Below are 17,745 nucleotides of genomic sequence, written 5' to 3' on the forward strand. Positions count from 1 at the left end.
TTGTGATATACTACAGCCAAAAAGAAGTTTTTCATGCGGCCGTTTACCGGCACAATTGGATATTACAGCCCGTACCCACGTTGTATGTATCAGAGACCCTGTCCAATACTTTTGATATTGTCTGCAAACAGACTGGAGAGCAATCTATGCGCTGTCCTCATTGTGGTGGATTAAATCCAGATACTTCTAAATATTGTATTCGTTGTGGACGCACGTTCGCCCCACAACAACAAAATGTCTTTCAGCCGGCGCAGCGTCCGGTCTATCCTCCCAGGCCCGCAACACCGCCTCAGCAGTCGAGGCCCGTCTATCCACCGCCGTCCCCATCACGCCCGGCTCCGCCTGAACGTCCAACGGTCACGCCACAGCCACCTCGGCCGACGGTCTATCCACCAACCACGCCCAGGACCGCGCAGCCGGTATCGGCTCCATCAGCAGCGCCCGCTCGTCCGGCGCCCAGACCATTCAGACCCGATCAGGGAAGCTGGTCACCCGAGCCTCCTATTCCACCCGCGCCAGAGCCGCCTGCGCCATTTCCTTCCCATACCGTGGCCCAGCTCAAACAATTAGTCGGTGGCGCGCTGGAGTATACAGTGGTGAACGAAAATACCGATTATCGCTCGAAAAAAGTGGTACAGATCCTCTATCGGCGCTGCGCCCAATGGCAACAGGTCGCGACCCTGCTAAAGGCTTTTAACGATCTTGACGATAAGAAATTTGACACAATCATCATTCAGGGTGTGTATAATCAAGAGCATACACTCTATGCGTTTACCAATGGACAACTCATCTTTGATCGCAATGTACGCCTGGGCAGCCAGACACAGAAGCGCTATCAAATTGAGACCGATAACGGCTACGCCATGGAGGCGGTGCGCATCGTAGTATCTGAATAGCTTCCAACACAATCAGCTCATCCTTTCACACTGATGTGCAGGCTGATTGATTGCTATGGCAGCGAGCTGGAATTGTGGAATAACAACATATGCAAACGGTTGAACTTATCACCAGGAAGAGGGATGGAGGGACGTTCAGTACAGGGGAGATCGCCTGGTTGATCGAACACTATACACAGGGCAGCATCCCTGATTATCAGATGGCTGCTCTGTTGATGGCTATTTATCTACGTGGTATGGACTCGCGCGAGACCAGCGATCTGACGCTGGCGATGGCTCGCTCAGGCGTCCAGCTGCGCGTCAATACACAGGTCTCACCGGTGATAGACAAACATAGTACCGGAGGCGTAGGCGATAAGGTCACGCTGGCCGTGGCGCCTCTGGTCGCGGCCTGCGGGGTCGCCGTGGGCAAGATGACCGGTCGCGGCCTGGGCCATACCGGCGGCACCGTCGATAAATTGGAGTCCGTCGATGGATTTCACGTAGAGCTGACGCGCGACGAATTTATGCGTATCCTGCAAGAGCACCAGATCGTGCTGGCCGGCCAGTCCAGCGAACTGGCGCCAGCCGACGGCAAGCTCTACGCCCTGCGCGACGTTACCGGCACCATCGAGAGCATCCCATTGATCGCCTCCAGCATCATGAGTAAGAAACTGGCCGTTGGCGCCTCCCACCTGCTGCTGGACGTTAAATTTGGCTCAGGCGCCTTCATGAAGACGATCGAACAGGCCCGGCAGCTGGCGCATGCTATGGTTGAAATTGGACGCGCAGCGGGACTGCATACAGTAGCCGCGATCACCTCGATGGAGCAGCCGCTGGGACGCGCCATCGGCAACGCCATAGAACTGAGAGAAGCCATCGATATCCTGCGCGGACAGGGACCAGCCGATGTATCCGAGCTCTGCTACCACGAGGCGGCGGAACTGCTGATGATGACCGGTAAGGCAACCGACGAGACAGCTGCAAACCAGATAGTGGCACAGGCGATCCAATCGGGGGCCGCCGTCAAAAAGCTGGCGGAGGTTATCGCCGCCCAGGGTGGCAATCCCAGACAGATTGAGCAACCCGAACTGCTACCGACCGCGCCGATCAAAACCATGCTGAAGTCTCCGCGCGGCGGCTACATAGCCACCATCAACGCCGAAGGCATCGGGGTGGCCAGCATGCACCTGGGCGCGGGACGCTTCAAGAAGGGCGACCCAATCGATCACCGCACCGGTCTGATCCTGCAAGCCAAAGCAGGTGACCACCTGGCGGCTGGCGATCCACTGATTGAGATCCATGCCCGCGACGAACAGGAGGCCCATGATATACAGTCATCACTGATCGCCTGCTATCAATGGAGCGAAAGCCCCATCCAGACCCAACCCCTGATCCACGACATCATCCGCCCCTGAGTTCACCCGACAGAACCAGGAAACTTCAATACACAAAGCGAATGGTGCCGCAGGGCGCGCTGCTTCCAGAACACCTCTGGTATGTACAGCCATATATAATAGTGCCACAGGAGCGCATTCGCGCTTCTGTGGCACTATTATATATACCGGTTGCCGCCGCGCACGCGGACGCCCGTGCGGAGCCGCCCAGGCACGCTAATAAAAAAAGAGATCGCTTACACGATCCCTTTTTTACTTCTGGTAGCGCATACGGGATTCGAACCCGTGATCTCCGCCTTGAGAGGGCGATGTCCTAAACCGCTAGACGAATGCGCCATATTTGATGTCATAGGTATGTAGCACTTGTTAATGCTTACTCTCCCTACGGCTCATGTATTATGCCATGACCGCCATCCTTTGTCAAGAGCCTGGCGCAAGGAAAAACAGAACATCGACAGATCATTTATAATAAGCATAGATATATACAACCACAGAGAGGACACGATGGAAGACAATCTTTTATTGCTCAGCAATTCTCAAACACATAACATGGGGGTGCTGGAACATGCCCACGAGGCGCTCATAGATTTTCTCGCCGGACAACGTGCCATCTATTTCGCGCCCTACGCGGCGGCGGCCAGCGCCTATGACAGCTACACAGCCACCATTCAGGAGGCCTTTAAACCATTCGACGTCACCGTCACCGGACTGCATACGGTAGACCGGCCGGTCGCGGCCCTGCGCGATGCCGAGGTCCTATTTGTGGGAGGCGGCAATACCTTTCGCCTGCTCAAGACGCTGCATCAGCTAGATGTGCTCAACATCGTACGCGAACGAGTGACACGCGGTGAGCTACGCTACATGGGCTCCAGCGCCGGTACCAACATGGCCTGTCCCAGCCTGCGCACTACCAACGACATGCCCATCGTGCAGCCCGCCTCATTCACCTCATTCGGCCTCATTCCTTTTCAGATCAATCCGCACTATCAGGATCCGCCAGCCGGCTCGACACACATGGGCGAGACTCGTGAGCAGAGACTTCTGGAGTTTCTGGATGAGAATGATGTGCCCGTAGTGGGGCTGCGCGAGGGCTCCTGGCTGCGCAAGCGCGGCGCATCTCTGAAATTGGAAGGTCTAACCGCCGCCCGCATCTTCAGGCGCGACACCGAGCCCCAGGAATACCAACCCGGCTCAGATCTATCCTGGCTGCTCACCCTGCCAACGACCTTTGACCAGAGCCGGTCGTAAACCATATCCTATGCTCATAGGATCAAATGCTCATAGGATCAAATTGCTTCTTCGGGAAGTCTGAACGTCAGACAGAACAAAACGGCAGGCGCAAATTGCGCCTGCCGTTTTGTTCTGTCTCGTTTGTCGGAAATCGATCACCAGGAATACTATCTGTATACGATGACATTCAAGCCTGCGAGGATAATTTTATGCAAAGCTTATGCTCCCGCGTAGGTGACGATCAGGTCCGTCAGGTAGCCCAGGATGAAGCCGAGTAGCAGGCCCCACATAACGATTTCGGGGGCGCGCACCTTCTTGGCCACACCAAACAGTTCGGCAACCACATAGATAATGGCGCCCGCGGCCAGGGCCAGGCAGAAGATAAAAACCTCGGTGGAGTGGAAAGCGATGCCGAACACAGTACCCAGGAACGTTGGACCACCACCGATCAGACCGAGCATGGCGATGAATTTCCAGGACACGCGCTGACCCGTCAGGGGTCCGGCGATGCCAAAGCCTTCGGTCATATTATGCAAACCAAAACCGATGATGAGGATGGTTGCCAGTTGCAGCGCGCCCGCGGCCGCCGATTGCCCGATGGCCAGTCCCTCCGAGAAGTTATGGAAGCCGATGCCGATGGCGATAATCAGAGACAGCGTCGCCGGGGCCAGATCTCTCGAAGGAGCAGGCGCCGCCACGCTCGTGACAGGCTCGGTTACCGCTACCTTAGACTTGCCCTTGTTCGCCTGGTCGGCCGCCTCTAACTCATTGGCTCCGACGCTAGCCAGGGCGATCTGAGAGGTGGGAACAGGAGTAGACCCTGTTGCCGCCTGATTTTTGCTCCACTTCAGACGTCCAATCACAAATTTATTGAAATACACCAATCCCATCAAGCCAACGATCAGGCCCAACAACATCAAAACAACATCCAGGATCAGCGAGGCACCACCAGTATTATGCGAGTGCACCTGGTCAATCAGCTCATTAATCGGTTCACTGGCTTTCCCCACAACATCGTAGAGCAAGAACACAAGCACACCTGTCGCCACCATACTAAGAAAAGCTTTCAGCAACTGTGGGGCACGCTTAAAGAACGCCAGAGGAAGACCCAGGTAGATTGTTAGACCGGCAAAAGCACCGAGCAAAATAATGGTTCCGGTAGGCACGAGTGATTCCTTTCATCCACCTTCATGAGATGGATAGTAACGATTCTGGCATAACTAATATCCTAGTCACCCACTCGGATATTAGCACAGCCTAATACCAAAATCAAGACCTGCATCCCCGAAATGTATGGTGAGAACTATATAAAGGTTGATAATTGTAACGTTTGGTTGATTGCTGCGACAGTACGTACGGGGCTAATCGCATGTGAAAAACTACGCTGCTTTTTATTAAAAAAAATTGAATGCATCAACCACTATACAAGAAAAAGAGATGAGGGAGTTCCACTGCTAAGTTTGCTTAGCAGTGGAACTCCCTCATCTCTTTATTTATGAGGTCAGCGCCTTACACAGGCAGGTTTTATTTCAGCCTGGCTTCGATGCCTGACAGTTGCTCGCGCAGCTTGCGGTTCTCTTCACGGACCTCATCCAGATCGCTGCGCAGCTGCTTGAGCTGGGCTTCGTCTTTACCTTCGGTGCCGAGCGTCTGGGCGGCAACCAGGTAATTACGCTGGGCACCCGAGTCCAGTTCGGTATCGGCCGCACTCTTCAGGAAGGGGATGGCGCGTTTGTCGCCAAATGCTGCCAGGGCTCGAGCCGCCGTTGCGCGCGTGGGCGCCCAGCTATCATGCTCAAGGATATGGATCAGAGCCGTGACGGCGCGCTCACGAGCCCCCTCGCTGTATAGAGCCCGTTGCTGCCCCACCGCCAACAGACCCACGGCGGCCGCACGGCGCAGGGTGGGATGGTTGTGATCGCTGCCAGCGTACTCGGCCATGATGTCTACGACGCGATCTTCACCGCTATGGCCGAGGCCGCTGAAGATACCGCGCTGCACATGGTTCATCCAGCTCGGACGATCCAGCAAACCGGTCAGAAAATCAACAACGCCTTCGGTACGGGTACGGCCCAGCGCCTCGGCGGCATTGGCTTCGACCATGTAGCTGATATCTCCCTTGCTCAGGAGAGCACGCAGGGCTTCTGCGGAACGACGCGCCAGATCAGCCTGCTGCGGTGCCTGGAACTTGCCCAGCGCGTTTACCACCGCCGCGCGCACCTTCGAGGATTTGCTGGGATCCAGCTTCTCCAGCGAGTCGATCAGGGCGCTCTGCGCCTGCTCGTTTCCTACAGTCGCCAGGGCTCTGGCGGCCGTGACGCGTACACCCCAGAAGGGATCGTTATTGAGCGCGGAGACCAGGGCCTTCAGGCTGCCCTCGTCCTTCTGTTTGGCCAGTTCCTGCGCCGCCTCTACCCGGCCCAGCACGTCGGGATCGTGGGCCAACTGGTAGCGCAGCATCCGGTTGGAGCGCTCAAACTTGAGGGTCTTCAGCAGCCAGCCGTCCGGATCAACGCGTACCAGCACCGGCTCACGCTCCAGGGGGAGATAGAAGCTCTGCTCTGTCTGCCCATCTTCGCCAAGCTGGACCTGCATCGTCACGGTGCGGGTCTGCGTGCTATCTTCCTTTCTGGCCTCTTCATCCGAAGTGGGCACAGTAAAGGCGAGATCGAGCGGCATATAGAAGCAGGCGGTCAGCTCGTCGACTTTCTGGGTCTGTTTGACCTTGACCTTCGCCAGCTTACGCTCAACGTCCCAGCTATAGTTCACCTCTAATTCGGGATGACCGCCGCCATGTACCCACTGCTGGAAGAAACGCTCCAGGCTGTGTCCTGTCACCTCTTCAAGGGTGCGCAGGAGATCGGCCGTCACCACCGATTTGCCGCGATACTTCTCGACATACGCCTTCATGCCACGGCGGAAACCCTGATCGGTCAGGCGGTGGCGTAGCATATGCAGGACCCAGGCGCCTTTGTTATACAGGTGGCCATCAAACAGCTCAAAGCCGCGATCATGGTACACATGATAGACGATGGGGCGGCGATAGTGGCTATCCTCATCCAGATACCCCTGCTTCTCCTGCAGCATCGAGTATTTAAACTCGTCATTGCCGAGGTCGTACTCCTCCCACATCTGCTCGAAGTAGGTGGCAAAACCCTCTTTGAGCCATGCATTGGCCAGGTCGCGGCAGGTCAGCAGATCGCCAAACCACTGGTGAGCCAGTTCATGGGCCACCACCGGCACCACATCCATATCCAACGCGGCACGCTCATCCGGAAGAAGAGAGAAGCTATGCGTCGTCGTGGTCGTATGCTCCATGGCGCCGGTGTAAATTTCAACCACCGTCTGGGCATACTTGTCATAGGGGTATTCGACGCCGATATACTCACTGAAGAAGCGCATCATCTTCGGAGTCTTGCCCATCAGCAGGGTCGCATCACCCTCGCGATCTTTGCGCACATAGTAGTTGACCGGCTTGCCGTTGTAGAAATCTTCAATGACGGCAAAGTCTCCCACCACCAACGAGATCAGATAGGCCCCGTGGGGAACGTCGTGGCGCCAGTGGTGCGTTTTGGTAGCGCCATTGTCTTTGACTTCCAGCAAATTGCCATTGGAAATAGTAATAAATTCCGCAGGGACGGTAGCGATGATCTCCGAAGTCGCCTGATCGTCCATGCTGTCGTGGCACGGGAACCAGTGACTGTTGTAACGCGGCTCTCCGAAGGTCCACGCGTGCACAGGGCGCGTGGGGTCTTCGGGTACCGGCTTCATGAAGTGCAGACCGATGCGCGGCCTCGCCTGATAAGTGACTGCGACGGTAAACTGCTCTCCGTGCTTATACGGCCGATCCAGGACCACCAGCAGCTTGCGATTGGTGGTAGAGTACTCCAGCCGGGCGCCATTCTCAAGTGCCACTTTCTCAATTTGCAATTCTTCGGCGTCAAGAGAAATGCTGCGTACCTCTTCAAACAGCGTGCGGAAGGTTGTATAAGCAGTGCCGCTGATCGTCTCCTGATCAAAATCCAGCGTAATGTCCAGCTTCACATGCTGTATATCGGCTGGCCGATCAGGGGCGTAATGCAGTTGATCACCAGGAAACTCAAATGAGCGTGCTTTTGGAGACGGTAGGGAGTGATGCTCATTAAACACGAGCAGGCCATAGCCATTGCCCAGTTCAAGCGCTTCCCCACGATGACAGGTAAACAAGATGTTACTCCTACTCTAGTAATGGTTATTACCTCTACATGATATGATGATTATTCACTATAATCAAACACAGTCATCGCATTCCACCAGTATAATGCATAGTGGGCTACAACTCTACCCTAAAGCATGGCTCAAGCGTAATGATTACGTAGACAAAAGATCAGGGCCGCAAAGATATGGACAGATCGGTGGTTTTCATCTACTGTGGCTGCTATAGTATGTCAAAAGGGTTAGAGAGGCGCCTTGATGCAGAGAAAAGTACCCCGAATCAATAGATTTTCGCAGCTTGTCCGCTCCTTCCGCGTGATCAGGCTGCTGCTATGGACCCTGTGGGTTATTTACCGTGAACGGCGTCGCGTGGTGCGGGCACGTGAACGGGGCAATTATGAAGTACAACCGAATATCGAGGTCTTGATCGATGTGCTGGTCGCGTTTCGTCAGACTGCCATCAAGCTGGGCGTGTTGATGATCAAGCTGGGCCAGTTTATGAGCACACGCGCCGACCTGCTGCCAGAGCGGGCCCTGGCCGTGCTCGCATCCCTACAGGACGAGGTTCCACCGGAACCGTTTGAGCACGTGGAGCGGGCCATCGAGGCTGAATATAATAAGCCAGTGAAGGAGATCTTCAGCCATATCGAGCCCACCTGCGCGGCGGCCGCCTCCCTGGGACAGGTCCACAAGGCGGTGCTGGCGAAGACGGGCGAGACGGTGGCCGTCAAGGTCCAACGTCCTAATATCGATCAACTGGTGACTATGGATCTCAATAGCCTGCGCTTTGTAATCTGGATCATTAAGCGCTTTGTTGATACCAACTTTATCGATCTGCAGGGCTTCTATCGCGAATTCCGGCGCACGGTCTATGAAGAAATCGACTTCGTGACCGAGGCAGCCAATGCGAAACGCTTTAAAGAGATGTTTAAAGATGATCAGACTGTCTATATCCCCAATGTCTATGAGGAATATATTACGCGCCGTGTGCTGGTGATTGAGTGGATCGATGGCATCAAATTAAATGATTACGCGGCCCTGGATGCGGCCAAAATTAATCGCTTAGAGGTGGCGACACGCACCGTTAAGGCCTATTTCTATCAGTTCTTTGAGGCGGGCTTCTTCCATGCCGATCCCCATCCGGGCAACATCTTTGTGAAGGCTGGATCTTCTCCCGACGAGCCGGTGGTGGCGTTCCTGGACTTTGGCATGGTGGGCTCAATCACAAAGGGGATGAAGCGCTCAATGCGCGATATCTTTATCGGTTTTATTACCCGCGATGCCCACATGATGGTGGGAGCCCTGGCGCGGCTGGGCTTCATCGGCGAGGGTGCCAATCCAGTGGCGATCGAAAAAGCCATCGCCATGATCCTGGAGCAATACCATGGGGTGACTCTGGGACAGATGCGTGAGATGGAGATGGACGACATCATGCAGGACATTGTTAACCTGCTCTATGGTCAGCCTTTTCGTATTCCAGCCCAGTTCGCCTTCACCGGGCGTGCCGTCGGCACCCTGGTGGGTGTCTCCACGGGTCTGGCTCCCACCTTCAACTTCATCGAGGTCGCGGCCCCCTACGCGCGCTCATTTATGGGGCTGGACGCCAATTCGGCGCGTGAAACCATGCAAGAGGTCCTGACGCAACTATTGGAGAATGGCAAGGTCCTGCTCAGCCTGCCACGCTCGGTTGAAAGCCTGATTACGCGTATCGACTCGGGGCAGATGGAGGTCAAGCTATCTAACTTTCCAAATGTCAGAGGTAGACGCGGGAGGAACACCAATACCGCGGGAGTAGCTATAGCCACGTCCGGGGGTGGACGCATCGCGCTCTTCTTCATGTTCCTGGCCTCTATGGGCGGCGGCATCTACCTGACCAACCTGCACCTGAATGCCCCTGGCTGGTTCTGTCTCGGACTGGCTGGCCTGACCGCCCTCGGCACCATCCTGAAGCGCTAGCACACTATGAGTCATCCCTAACTTTTTCAAAAGTTCCCAAAACCGGGGTGCAGGAGGGCGGCGAGCCCTCCTGCACCTCCCGCGCTGGGAGCGAGGCGGCTTAGCGAGTTGGATAGCAGGTGGTATCATCGGTGATACGGGCCTTATGCTCCCGCTCAAGCTTGATCAGGTGGGCCTTCACCGATTGCATAGCCATATAGTGCAACCGCTCATCCACATCCTGGTAGATCTGTTTCACGATCGCCATCATCTCGATCCCTTCAGGATATTGCTCCAAAACCGACAGGATCTGCTGTTCCCGCTGCAGCCGATGGGCGATATAATCGGTCAGCAGTTGCCGGGGATCGGTGATGGTCGGCCCATGGGCCGGTACTATCTCTTTCAGATCCATGCCTTGCAGACGCTGCAGCGAATTGAGGTACGCCTGCATATCACCCTCGGGCGGGATAATGACGACGGTACCACTCCCCGCTACCAGGTCGCCCGCGAACAGAATCCGTTGCTTCTCAAGGAGAAAGCACAGATGATCAAAACGGTGCCCCGGTGTATGGATGGCGCGTAAGCAGTCATCTCCGGCCGGGATCTGAGTGCCATCTGGCAACTCCTCATCGGCGTAGGGAACACCCTGGCGGCTGAAAGCATAGATATGCATGCCCAGCCTCTTACGCAACGCCTCCGCCCCTCCAACGTGGTCGGGATGTCCATGCGTGATCAGGATGCGACGAATGTCTCCCCTGGGCTCACCGGCACGGATGATAGCCTCCAGATGCTCTGGATCGTCGCAACCCGGATCAATCACCGTCGCCCCCTCGATACCTCCTCCCACAATAATCGTGTTGGTGCCAGCACCAGTCATCATCGATGCATTGGGCGCCAGGATAGTTGTATATGCTGTAAGCATAATAATATTTTCCATTCCCGCTCACTGAGCGTGTTTCAGCTATCTATGCAGGCTCCTCTGGCAATAAAATCTGCGTCTGACCATCTTTTTCTATTATTACGGGTCGCTGCGTTCGAACGCACTGCCGATCGGCTCCCGCCAGGGCAACCCCTAGCGTTGGATAGACCGCTAGCTCGCGCAGTTGATAGATCGTAGGAAACGCCAGGTCGAATGTTCCCGCCTCGTAACGGGCAAGGGCTTCACCCGGTCCGATCCATATGCCATCGCTCGTCTCTAAGCGATCATACATCGCTTCCTGTTCACCAGGAGCCTGGGCCAGGAAGAAATGGGTATCATAGCGCCTGGGAGAAGCCTCGGGCGTGATCCAATGGGAAAAGTAGTGCAGTTGATCGCTGGCCAGCACCAATCGTTCACTGCTCAACATCGCCTCCATTGAACCCTGCTGCTGATGAAACAGGCGGCGATAGTCCATAAAGCGGGCCAATGACTTCTCGTCAATAGCCAGCATGCGCTGTTCAGCCGTATAGGCCAATAGCACATTCGCCTCCTCGAACAGTTCCCGCAGGGCCGCTACGCGCAATCCGTGGCCCAGGCTGGTGCGCCCCTCAGGATCGGCCGCCGTTGTCTGAGCCGGCACGCATAGCCGGGCGGCGGCTTCAATAGCGCGATCCTCCTCCATCACCACACCCCCTGGAAACACATAAACATCAGGCATAAAAGCGCTTTTCGTGGAACGCCTGACCATGAAGACTTCTAAACCGCTCTGTGTATCTCGAAGCAGCATCACCGCTGCAGATGGCCGAGGTTGTACTGGCATCCCTGAAACTCCAATTTCTTCCCAAAAACTTCAACGGACAATAAGAATGGGTCTTACTCCCATCACGCTGGGGGCACGTGAGCGCCCCCACTTGCGCGTCCGCTACGCGGCCGCCCCGTTTTTTGAGTTGGTGCATGGGGTGCGCGGATGCGCACCCCATGCACCAACTCAAAACGGACTCATGAGCACCTCAGGTGCCTGGATATCTCGTATTGTGATGGTGTGGTAGGGGCGCATCCGCGCACCCGTGCACCAAATCAAGTCGGCACGTGAGCACCTCAGGTGCCTGGATATCTCGTATTGTGGTGGTGTGGCAGGGCGCGGATGCGTCCCGATACACACCTCAAAACGGACTCATGAGCACCTCAGGTGCCTGGATATCTCGTATTGTGGTGGTGTGGCAGGGCGCATCCGCGCCCTGCCACACCACCACAATACACAAGTGCGGCCGCGCAGCGGCCGCCTGAGCGGGGGCGCTCACTCTCCCCCGTGATGGGAGTAAGACACATTCTAAAAATGTCTGGTCTAATATATTCACGATACAATCACGGACGCAAAAAAACAAGCGTCCCCAGGAGAGCTATTATCGCCAGGTCGCTGCGTTATATATTATAAAGGGACTATCTTTGGTATAATCTGAAAGAAAAACGATGAGCGCGTTTGTGCTCATTGAGTTCCATATATGACCAGGACACAATCCATGTATCCATGGCACGGTTAACGTCCTCATATTGATACAGGTATACTATAGAAAAATGGTGCTGGGATGTCTATTGAGAAGCAAACGTTAATGCAGACAACAAAGCAATTGCATGTTGGGTTAATTGGCGATCCTGTAGCGCACTCTTTTTCGCCGCGCTTCCAGCAGCCTGCCTTTGATGCGCTTGGCATTCCTGCGCGCTACGAACTTTGGCATACGCCTGCCAGGCAGCTCATAGAGCGTATCCGCTCTCTCTGTGAGCCAGACTGTCTGGGCGCCAACGTCACCATTCCACATAAAGAAGCCGTCCTACCGCTGGTCGATAAAATTGATCCGCTGGCGGCCCGTATCGGGGCCATTAATACTATCGTGCATCGCGACGACTATCTCCATGGCTATAATACCGATGCGCTTGGCCTGCTCCACGCTCTCCATGAACATGGCCTGGGTGAAGTAGAGACATATGATGGTCGTGAGCATGTCTCACTGCGCGGCCATACCGCGGTCTTACTGGGGGCCGGGGGCGCCGCCCGAGCCGCCGCGTTCGCGCTGGTAGACGCGGGCGTTGAGCAACTCATCATCTTAAACCGCAACCTGGAACGCGCGCGCCATCTTGCCGCCGATCTGCTGCGCTCTTATGATCGCCCCATCTTTAGTTTAAATGACCCATCGTTCTTGATTCCGCGCGCCTCGTCGATCATCATCAATGCCACCTCACTTGGACTGCATGAAGACGTCAGCCCATTACCGGTGGAGACACTGGCCCAGTTTGATCCCGATACCTTTATCTACGACATGATCTATAATCCATCGCAAACCTACCTGCTCTGCCAGGCACGCCTGATGGGCTTCAATACCGCCAACGGCCTCTCCATGCTCCTGCATCAGGGCGCGCAGGCCTTTACGCTGTGGACCAACCAGCCAGCCCCGGTCGAGATCATGCGCAAATCCTTGATGATGGATTAGAAGCGCTCATCAGGAACATGGTTACGGCGGGGAGACGTTTGTATAGTGTACCGAGCCATTGTCGTCAATGTTGAGCTGGTAGATGCTGCGTCCTGGAAAGGCGCCGCGCAACTGCGCGTACTGGGTGGGATCATTGGCCATCGCGTAGATGACATCGCTATGCAGGTCAGGATCATTCAACGGAAACAGAACGAGATAATACAGGTAAAGGTCGTCCGTAACCACGACGGCCTGGTGCAGCTTCGGATGGTAGATGGCGTTCAAATCTACCTTGTAGCCGGACGGCAGGCCCGTATAATCGCGATAGACAACCGCTTGACGTGGCAGATAATACAGCAGATTGCAGGCCACCAGACATACGATCAGCAAGACCGTCGCCAGACTCCATAATACTGAGATGGAGGCCGGCGGCTGCTGTCGCAGCCGTCCCAGGTAAGAGGAGACCATCGCACCGGTTTTCATGCCCAGGGAGCCAAGCGTCAGGATGCCACGCACGGTCAGGCCCAGCAGAAAGGGCAGCGTCTCAAAGAGGTAGCGCGGTCCCAGGTAGATGCCATGATAAAAATAGCCGATATAAGCGCCGGCCATGGTGATCAGGCAGAACAGGAGTATCCAATCGACCAGTCGGGCCCGTCCGGTGATGAAAGGGAGGGGTATAAAAGCCAGCGTAAAATAAAATGGCCAGCCATAGAGATCAGTTGCCAGGCTGGTTAAGAGCTCATCCAGATTAATCAGGCCGGCCGCCAGCGTGTGCTGACCATAAAAGCCGATACCCATACCGAAGCCCCAGCGATCAGGCGCATAAAAGAGGGTACGTGGCGAGGTCAGGGCATTGTGGGTAAGGTAGAGGTTGTAGCACACGCTGATCGCCCCAAAGCAGCACGCCAGTCCCAGCACGATCAATGCTGGTGTGATCCATCTGCGCCAGGCGCGCCAGTTATGCCGGATGCGTGATTGGTTAATAACGATGCAGCCTATGACCACCAGGAAGATCCATAGAATGCCGACCAGGTCACGCGTAAGGGCGCCCAGGCCAAAGCAAACGACAGCCAGGTAGAGGTTCCACCGCGATCGTCTACCCTGCATGAAACGGAGCAGGGCCCACCAACCCCAGACCAGGTACAGCAGGGCGATGGTATGGCTCAAATAGCTGGCGGACAGATAGCTATAGAAGGGGGAGAGCGTCCCCAGCACGATAGCCAGCGTCGCCACCGTCCGACCATACAGCCGTCCCAGCACCAGTCCACAGCCCAGCAGGGCCAGGGTACCACAGATGGGCTCTACGGCCCATGGCACGCCGAGCCAGATACCAGGCACCAGCGTCAGCGCGGTCCCTGGAGGATACTGCGCGAACCACTTGCCGTCAAATTGCAGCACGAAGGGACCCGGAAAAAGGTTGGGCACAGGTGGGAGAGGGGCGGACAGCTGACCATGGGCATAGGTTTTCGCGGCGAAAAGGTACGCGCTCGCGTCATAGATATGCGGCTCCCCATGGTACTCTACCAGCGCGATCCACAACACAAAGATCAGCGAGGCCACCAGAAAGAGCAGGGCAACGGGATGGATGGCCGCCGTCATGCCACACCAGCCACGCCGTATCAGGCCCGGCTTCTGATCCTCCAAAACCACATCTGCGCCCTCTAACTCAGGCTTTCTGCGTCTCAGCCGGGTCAGCCAGGAACCAATAACGCCATGCCACAGGCTCGCGCTCAGCGCGTCTCCCAACAACACCAACACCAGTATAGCCAGTGCCCACAGGCAGGTGCGTGCCAGAAAGCTAACGACCATGGCGGCAAACGGCCAGGGGTTTTGTGGAAAAAATGCCCGTGCAACCTCGATATCCGCTCCCCCCATGAGATTCTGGGGACTTCGCGTAATGCGAATATAACGATCGTTGCGATCCAACGTAATATGGATAGTCGTATGATCAGCCATAGTCACATCTATGGTGCGTGGCGTCTCTGGTCGCTGCAGCTGCAGATGAACATCGAAAGAGGCTGCTGAGGGCAATGGAACAGACATGGTTGACGTGGGCTGCGCGATGGTGCGTATTACACGTTGAGATTGCACTATCTGAACATCACGCCAGACGCTCGTCCCACCGAAATCGCGCATCCAGGCCTGAAAGCGGTAGTATAGAGTGCTCGCTAGCTGCTCAAAGTAGGATTGATTGAGCGTAAAATTATTGGTACTGTCCGTTCCATCTATCTGATACTCATGGACAACCGGGCTGCCATTGGATAGCAAGAGAACGCGTGGCGCGGCGATCGCGCCCACCTTTAACCCGGAACCATCGACATCAACAGTTAAGGTCTGGTGGCGCACCTCCAAAGTGACAGGTACCGTCACCTGGTAGCAGACGCGATCGATCAATACCAGCAGCAAAGCCAGCAATATCAGTCCACCCACCTTCCACCATCTATGCATAACCAACCACTTCATAACAGATCCATATCCCCGTCATACCAACCAGCCATCGTTAATTTACATATGCATGTTAACACATAATACATTAAAAGTCATAGGCAAACCATAGAGCACAATACGAGCACGACTATTATAAACGTCACCGTGAGGCATGTCAAAGTTCTTCCGCATCAAGGCTTTTTGATATTCGTCTGTGGGGTGTGTGGTGGGCGGACGTAACCCACCACACACCCCACAGACGAATATTGTAGAATAATGGGCAGATACGAATTCCATTGAAGGAGAGATTTTACGTGAAACTGGTCAGCTTTTCCAGCCAGGGAAACACCGCGATCCGGCCGGGCGTGGTTGTACAGGAGACCGTCCTGGATATTCCCGCCGCCTGCGCGCTACTTCAACTCTCAAGTCCTGATTCCGTGCAGGGTATCATTGAACATTATGCGACGGCTAAAGAGAACCTGCAATCCATCATACAGGTAGCCGAGCAAGGAAAACTGGGAGAAGCCAGCTATGCCTTGCGCGACGTCACGCTGGCCGCGCCGATCCCACGCCCCACAAAAAATATTATGTGCCTGGCGGTCAACTATACCGAGCATGCGAAGGAGACCGCCGCCCTGCGTGACCACGGTGGCGAACCTCCTACGCAACCGGTCATGTTTACCAAAGCCCCCACGACCGTGAATGGACCCTACGGAGAGATCGCCATTGATCCCGCGGTCTCCACAAAGATCGATTGGGAGGTTGAGCTGGGCGTGATCCTGGGCAAAACGGGCAAAAATATTCGCGAAGACGACGCCATGTCCTATGTCTTTGGCTATACGGTCCTCAACGATGTTACGGCCCGCGATCTGCAGTCGCGCCATAAACAATTCTTCAAAGGCAAGAGCCTCGACGGCTCATGTCCCATGGGACCCTGGATCGTCACGGCCGATGAGATCGGTGATCCGCACAACCTGGCCCTGCGCTTGCGCGTCAATGGCGAGATAAAGCAGGATGGCAACACGAAGCAGATGATCTTTTCTATTCCAGATATGATCGTCACGCTATCGAGGGGCATGACCCTGGAGGCCGGTGATATCATCGCGACCGGCACTCCCAGCGGTGTCGGCTTCTCCCGTGTTCCTCCGGAATTCTTACAGCCCGGCGACACCATGGAATCAGAGATCGAAGGCATCGGCACGCTGCGCAACCCCATCGTCGCAAGCTAAAGTATCGTCGCGCCTGGATCAACCTGAACAATAAAGCCCGGCGGCATGCGCAGCGTGCCGCCGGGCTTTATTATTTATTACACGTGAGCTTCTTCGCGAATCCAGGAGGGGAGGACGCCCCAGAGGTTCAGCGCCATCGCCCGTGTATGCCACAGGCGTGGAGGAGTCGTCACATCGCGATCATAATATTGTTGGATGCCGGCGGATAGTTCGACATGGATACCATCGCTATCGGCGAAGCGCACAAACAGGTCTCCACTGGTGCCATGACGTCCCGGACCCCATAGCAGGGGGATCTGGTGCTGGCTCAACTGGTCGGCCCAGCGCAACAATTCATTGCCGTCGGCGATCGTAAAGCCGATGTGATCGATGCCCGGCTTACCCTGAATAAACATCAGGGTATGATGATTTTGATTACAGCGCAGCCAGACGCGCTCGCGCAGCAGCCAGTCAGAGATATCGAAGCCCAGAGCCTCGGTATAAAACTCGACCATAGTCTCCAGGTGGGTAGTATAGAGGGCGATATGCTGTAACGCCTGTGGGCGCCACATCGCTGACCGACCGCCAAATGAGGCCATGAAGTCATCGGGCCTGGAGGCAATCTCAACCCGATTGCCATCGGGATCAGTGAACCAGAGCGTATCCCCACGGTCGGCATCACCGTCGCGTGGCTCCAGTTTAAGATCGACACCCGCCATCTTCAGGCGAGCGGCCAGAGCGGCCAGTTCAGCATCGCTATCGACCTCAAAAGACAGATGATGGAGAGGCGTTTTCTGAACAGGACGCCGCCCATTGACAGAGCTGGGGCGATCATCGTTAAAAAACCCTACGCAATGGGACTCTTCACCCAGACCTAAAAATATATTCGCCTCGTTTAATTCGTTATCCTCATCTGTCGCACTCTCAGATGTTGAGCGCACATCCAGCCCAAGGACTTGATGGTAGAAGCGTGCCTGCGCGGCCACATCTGTCGTCCATACGCCGACATGCGCCAGGCGCTTTACCTTAACCTTCTGTACCTGCTGGTTGCTCATAGGAGCCTCCTCACCTATCTGCTTGCTGATACTCGCACAA

The 17,745-nt window shown here is 55.6% G+C and carries 12 protein-coding genes and 1 tRNA gene; 6 read left to right on the plus strand and 7 right to left on the minus strand.

Annotation, left to right across the window (positions count from 1 at the left end):
* The first annotated feature begins 146 nt into the window (after window positions 1–146).
* Entirely contained in the window at window positions 147–896 is a 750-nt protein-coding gene (locus tag AABA21_RS21685; protein WP_338253613.1) for a zinc ribbon domain-containing protein, read from the plus strand.
* 89 nt (window positions 897–985) lie between these two features.
* Window positions 986–2,293 (plus strand): thymidine phosphorylase, encoded by a 1,308-nt coding sequence (locus AABA21_RS21690; protein WP_338253615.1) that lies wholly within the window; start codon window positions 986–988, stop codon window positions 2,291–2,293.
* A 238-nt stretch (window positions 2,294–2,531) separates the two neighbouring features.
* Here AABA21_RS21690 and AABA21_RS21695 read toward each other — a convergent pair.
* A tRNA-Glu gene (locus AABA21_RS21695) sits at window positions 2,532–2,608 on the minus strand.
* Window positions 2,609–2,776: 168 nt separating this feature from the next.
* On the opposite strand from AABA21_RS21695, the gene pepE reads away from it, so the two are divergent.
* Window positions 2,777–3,520, plus strand: coding sequence for a dipeptidase PepE (gene pepE / locus AABA21_RS21700; protein ID WP_338253617.1), 744 nt, complete (start codon window positions 2,777–2,779; stop codon window positions 3,518–3,520).
* A 200-nt stretch (window positions 3,521–3,720) separates the two neighbouring features.
* Here pepE and AABA21_RS21705 read toward each other — a convergent pair whose 3' ends face one another.
* Both AABA21_RS21705 and AABA21_RS21710 read right to left on the minus strand, forming a co-directional pair.
* On the minus strand, window positions 3,721–4,668 hold the full coding sequence (locus AABA21_RS21705; RefSeq protein ID WP_338253618.1) for a ZIP family metal transporter: 948 nt from the start codon (window positions 4,666–4,668) through the stop codon (window positions 3,721–3,723).
* 358 nt (window positions 4,669–5,026) lie between these two features.
* Entirely contained in the window at window positions 5,027–7,708 is a 2,682-nt protein-coding gene (locus AABA21_RS21710) for a M1 family aminopeptidase (protein WP_338253620.1), read from the minus strand.
* 246 nt (window positions 7,709–7,954) lie between these two features.
* Here AABA21_RS21710 and AABA21_RS21715 point away from each other — a divergent pair, with 246 nt between their 5' ends.
* The gene (locus AABA21_RS21715; RefSeq protein ID WP_338253621.1) at window positions 7,955–9,652 is read left to right on the plus strand and encodes an ABC1 kinase family protein; all 1,698 of its coding nucleotides are present in this window, start codon (window positions 7,955–7,957) and stop codon (window positions 9,650–9,652) included.
* A 100-nt stretch (window positions 9,653–9,752) separates the two neighbouring features.
* Here AABA21_RS21715 and AABA21_RS21720 read toward each other — a convergent pair whose 3' ends face one another.
* Entirely contained in the window at window positions 9,753–10,553 is an 801-nt protein-coding gene (locus AABA21_RS21720) for an MBL fold metallo-hydrolase (protein WP_338253622.1), read from the minus strand.
* A 43-nt stretch (window positions 10,554–10,596) separates the two neighbouring features.
* The gene (locus tag AABA21_RS21725) at window positions 10,597–11,370 is read right to left on the minus strand and encodes an NUDIX hydrolase (RefSeq protein ID WP_338253623.1); all 774 of its coding nucleotides are present in this window, start codon (window positions 11,368–11,370) and stop codon (window positions 10,597–10,599) included.
* Window positions 11,371–12,160: 790 nt separating this feature from the next.
* On the opposite strand from AABA21_RS21725, the gene aroE reads away from it, so the two are divergent.
* Window positions 12,161–13,036 carry a shikimate dehydrogenase gene (gene aroE / locus AABA21_RS21730; RefSeq protein ID WP_338253624.1) on the plus strand — a complete coding sequence of 292 codons (876 nt, stop codon included), beginning with the start codon at window positions 12,161–12,163 and terminating at the stop codon, window positions 13,034–13,036.
* Window positions 13,037–13,057: 21 nt separating this feature from the next.
* Here aroE and AABA21_RS21735 read toward each other — a convergent pair whose 3' ends face one another.
* Window positions 13,058–15,478: an ArnT family glycosyltransferase gene (locus tag AABA21_RS21735; RefSeq protein WP_338253626.1), complete on the minus strand. Its 2,421-nt coding sequence runs from the start codon at window positions 15,476–15,478 to the stop codon at window positions 13,058–13,060.
* Window positions 15,479–15,756: 278 nt separating this feature from the next.
* Between AABA21_RS21735 and AABA21_RS21740 the strand changes: the two genes are divergently transcribed.
* Window positions 15,757–16,671, plus strand: a complete 915-nt coding sequence (locus AABA21_RS21740; protein WP_338253628.1) for a fumarylacetoacetate hydrolase family protein — start codon at window positions 15,757–15,759, stop codon at window positions 16,669–16,671.
* 77 nt (window positions 16,672–16,748) lie between these two features.
* Here the strand turns inward: AABA21_RS21740 and AABA21_RS21745 are convergent, their stop codons facing one another.
* Window positions 16,749–17,705, minus strand: a complete 957-nt coding sequence (locus AABA21_RS21745; RefSeq protein WP_338253630.1) for a VOC family protein — start codon at window positions 17,703–17,705, stop codon at window positions 16,749–16,751.
* Between the last annotated feature and the right edge of the window lie 40 nt (window positions 17,706–17,745).

Source organism: Dictyobacter halimunensis, assembly GCF_036245075.1.

Coding starts and splice junctions, on each gene's coding strand:
- AABA21_RS21725 (WP_338253623.1), bottom strand. CDS start 11,370: ATGCCAGTACAACCTCGGCCATCTGCAGCGGTGATGCTGCTTCGAGAT.
- AABA21_RS21745 (WP_338253630.1), bottom strand. CDS start 17,705: ATGAGCAACCAGCAGGTACAGAAGGTTAAGGTAAAGCGCCTGGCGCAT.
- aroE (WP_338253624.1), top strand. CDS start 12,161: ATGCAGACAACAAAGCAATTGCATGTTGGGTTAATTGGCGATCCTGTA.
- AABA21_RS21735 (WP_338253626.1), bottom strand. CDS start 15,478: ATGAAGTGGTTGGTTATGCATAGATGGTGGAAGGTGGGTGGACTGATA.
- AABA21_RS21690 (WP_338253615.1), top strand. CDS start 986: ATGCAAACGGTTGAACTTATCACCAGGAAGAGGGATGGAGGGACGTTC.
- pepE (WP_338253617.1), top strand. CDS start 2,777: ATGGAAGACAATCTTTTATTGCTCAGCAATTCTCAAACACATAACATG.
- AABA21_RS21715 (WP_338253621.1), top strand. CDS start 7,955: ATGCAGAGAAAAGTACCCCGAATCAATAGATTTTCGCAGCTTGTCCGC.
- AABA21_RS21685 (WP_338253613.1), top strand. CDS start 147: ATGCGCTGTCCTCATTGTGGTGGATTAAATCCAGATACTTCTAAATAT.
- AABA21_RS21720 (WP_338253622.1), bottom strand. CDS start 10,553: ATGCTTACAGCATATACAACTATCCTGGCGCCCAATGCATCGATGATG.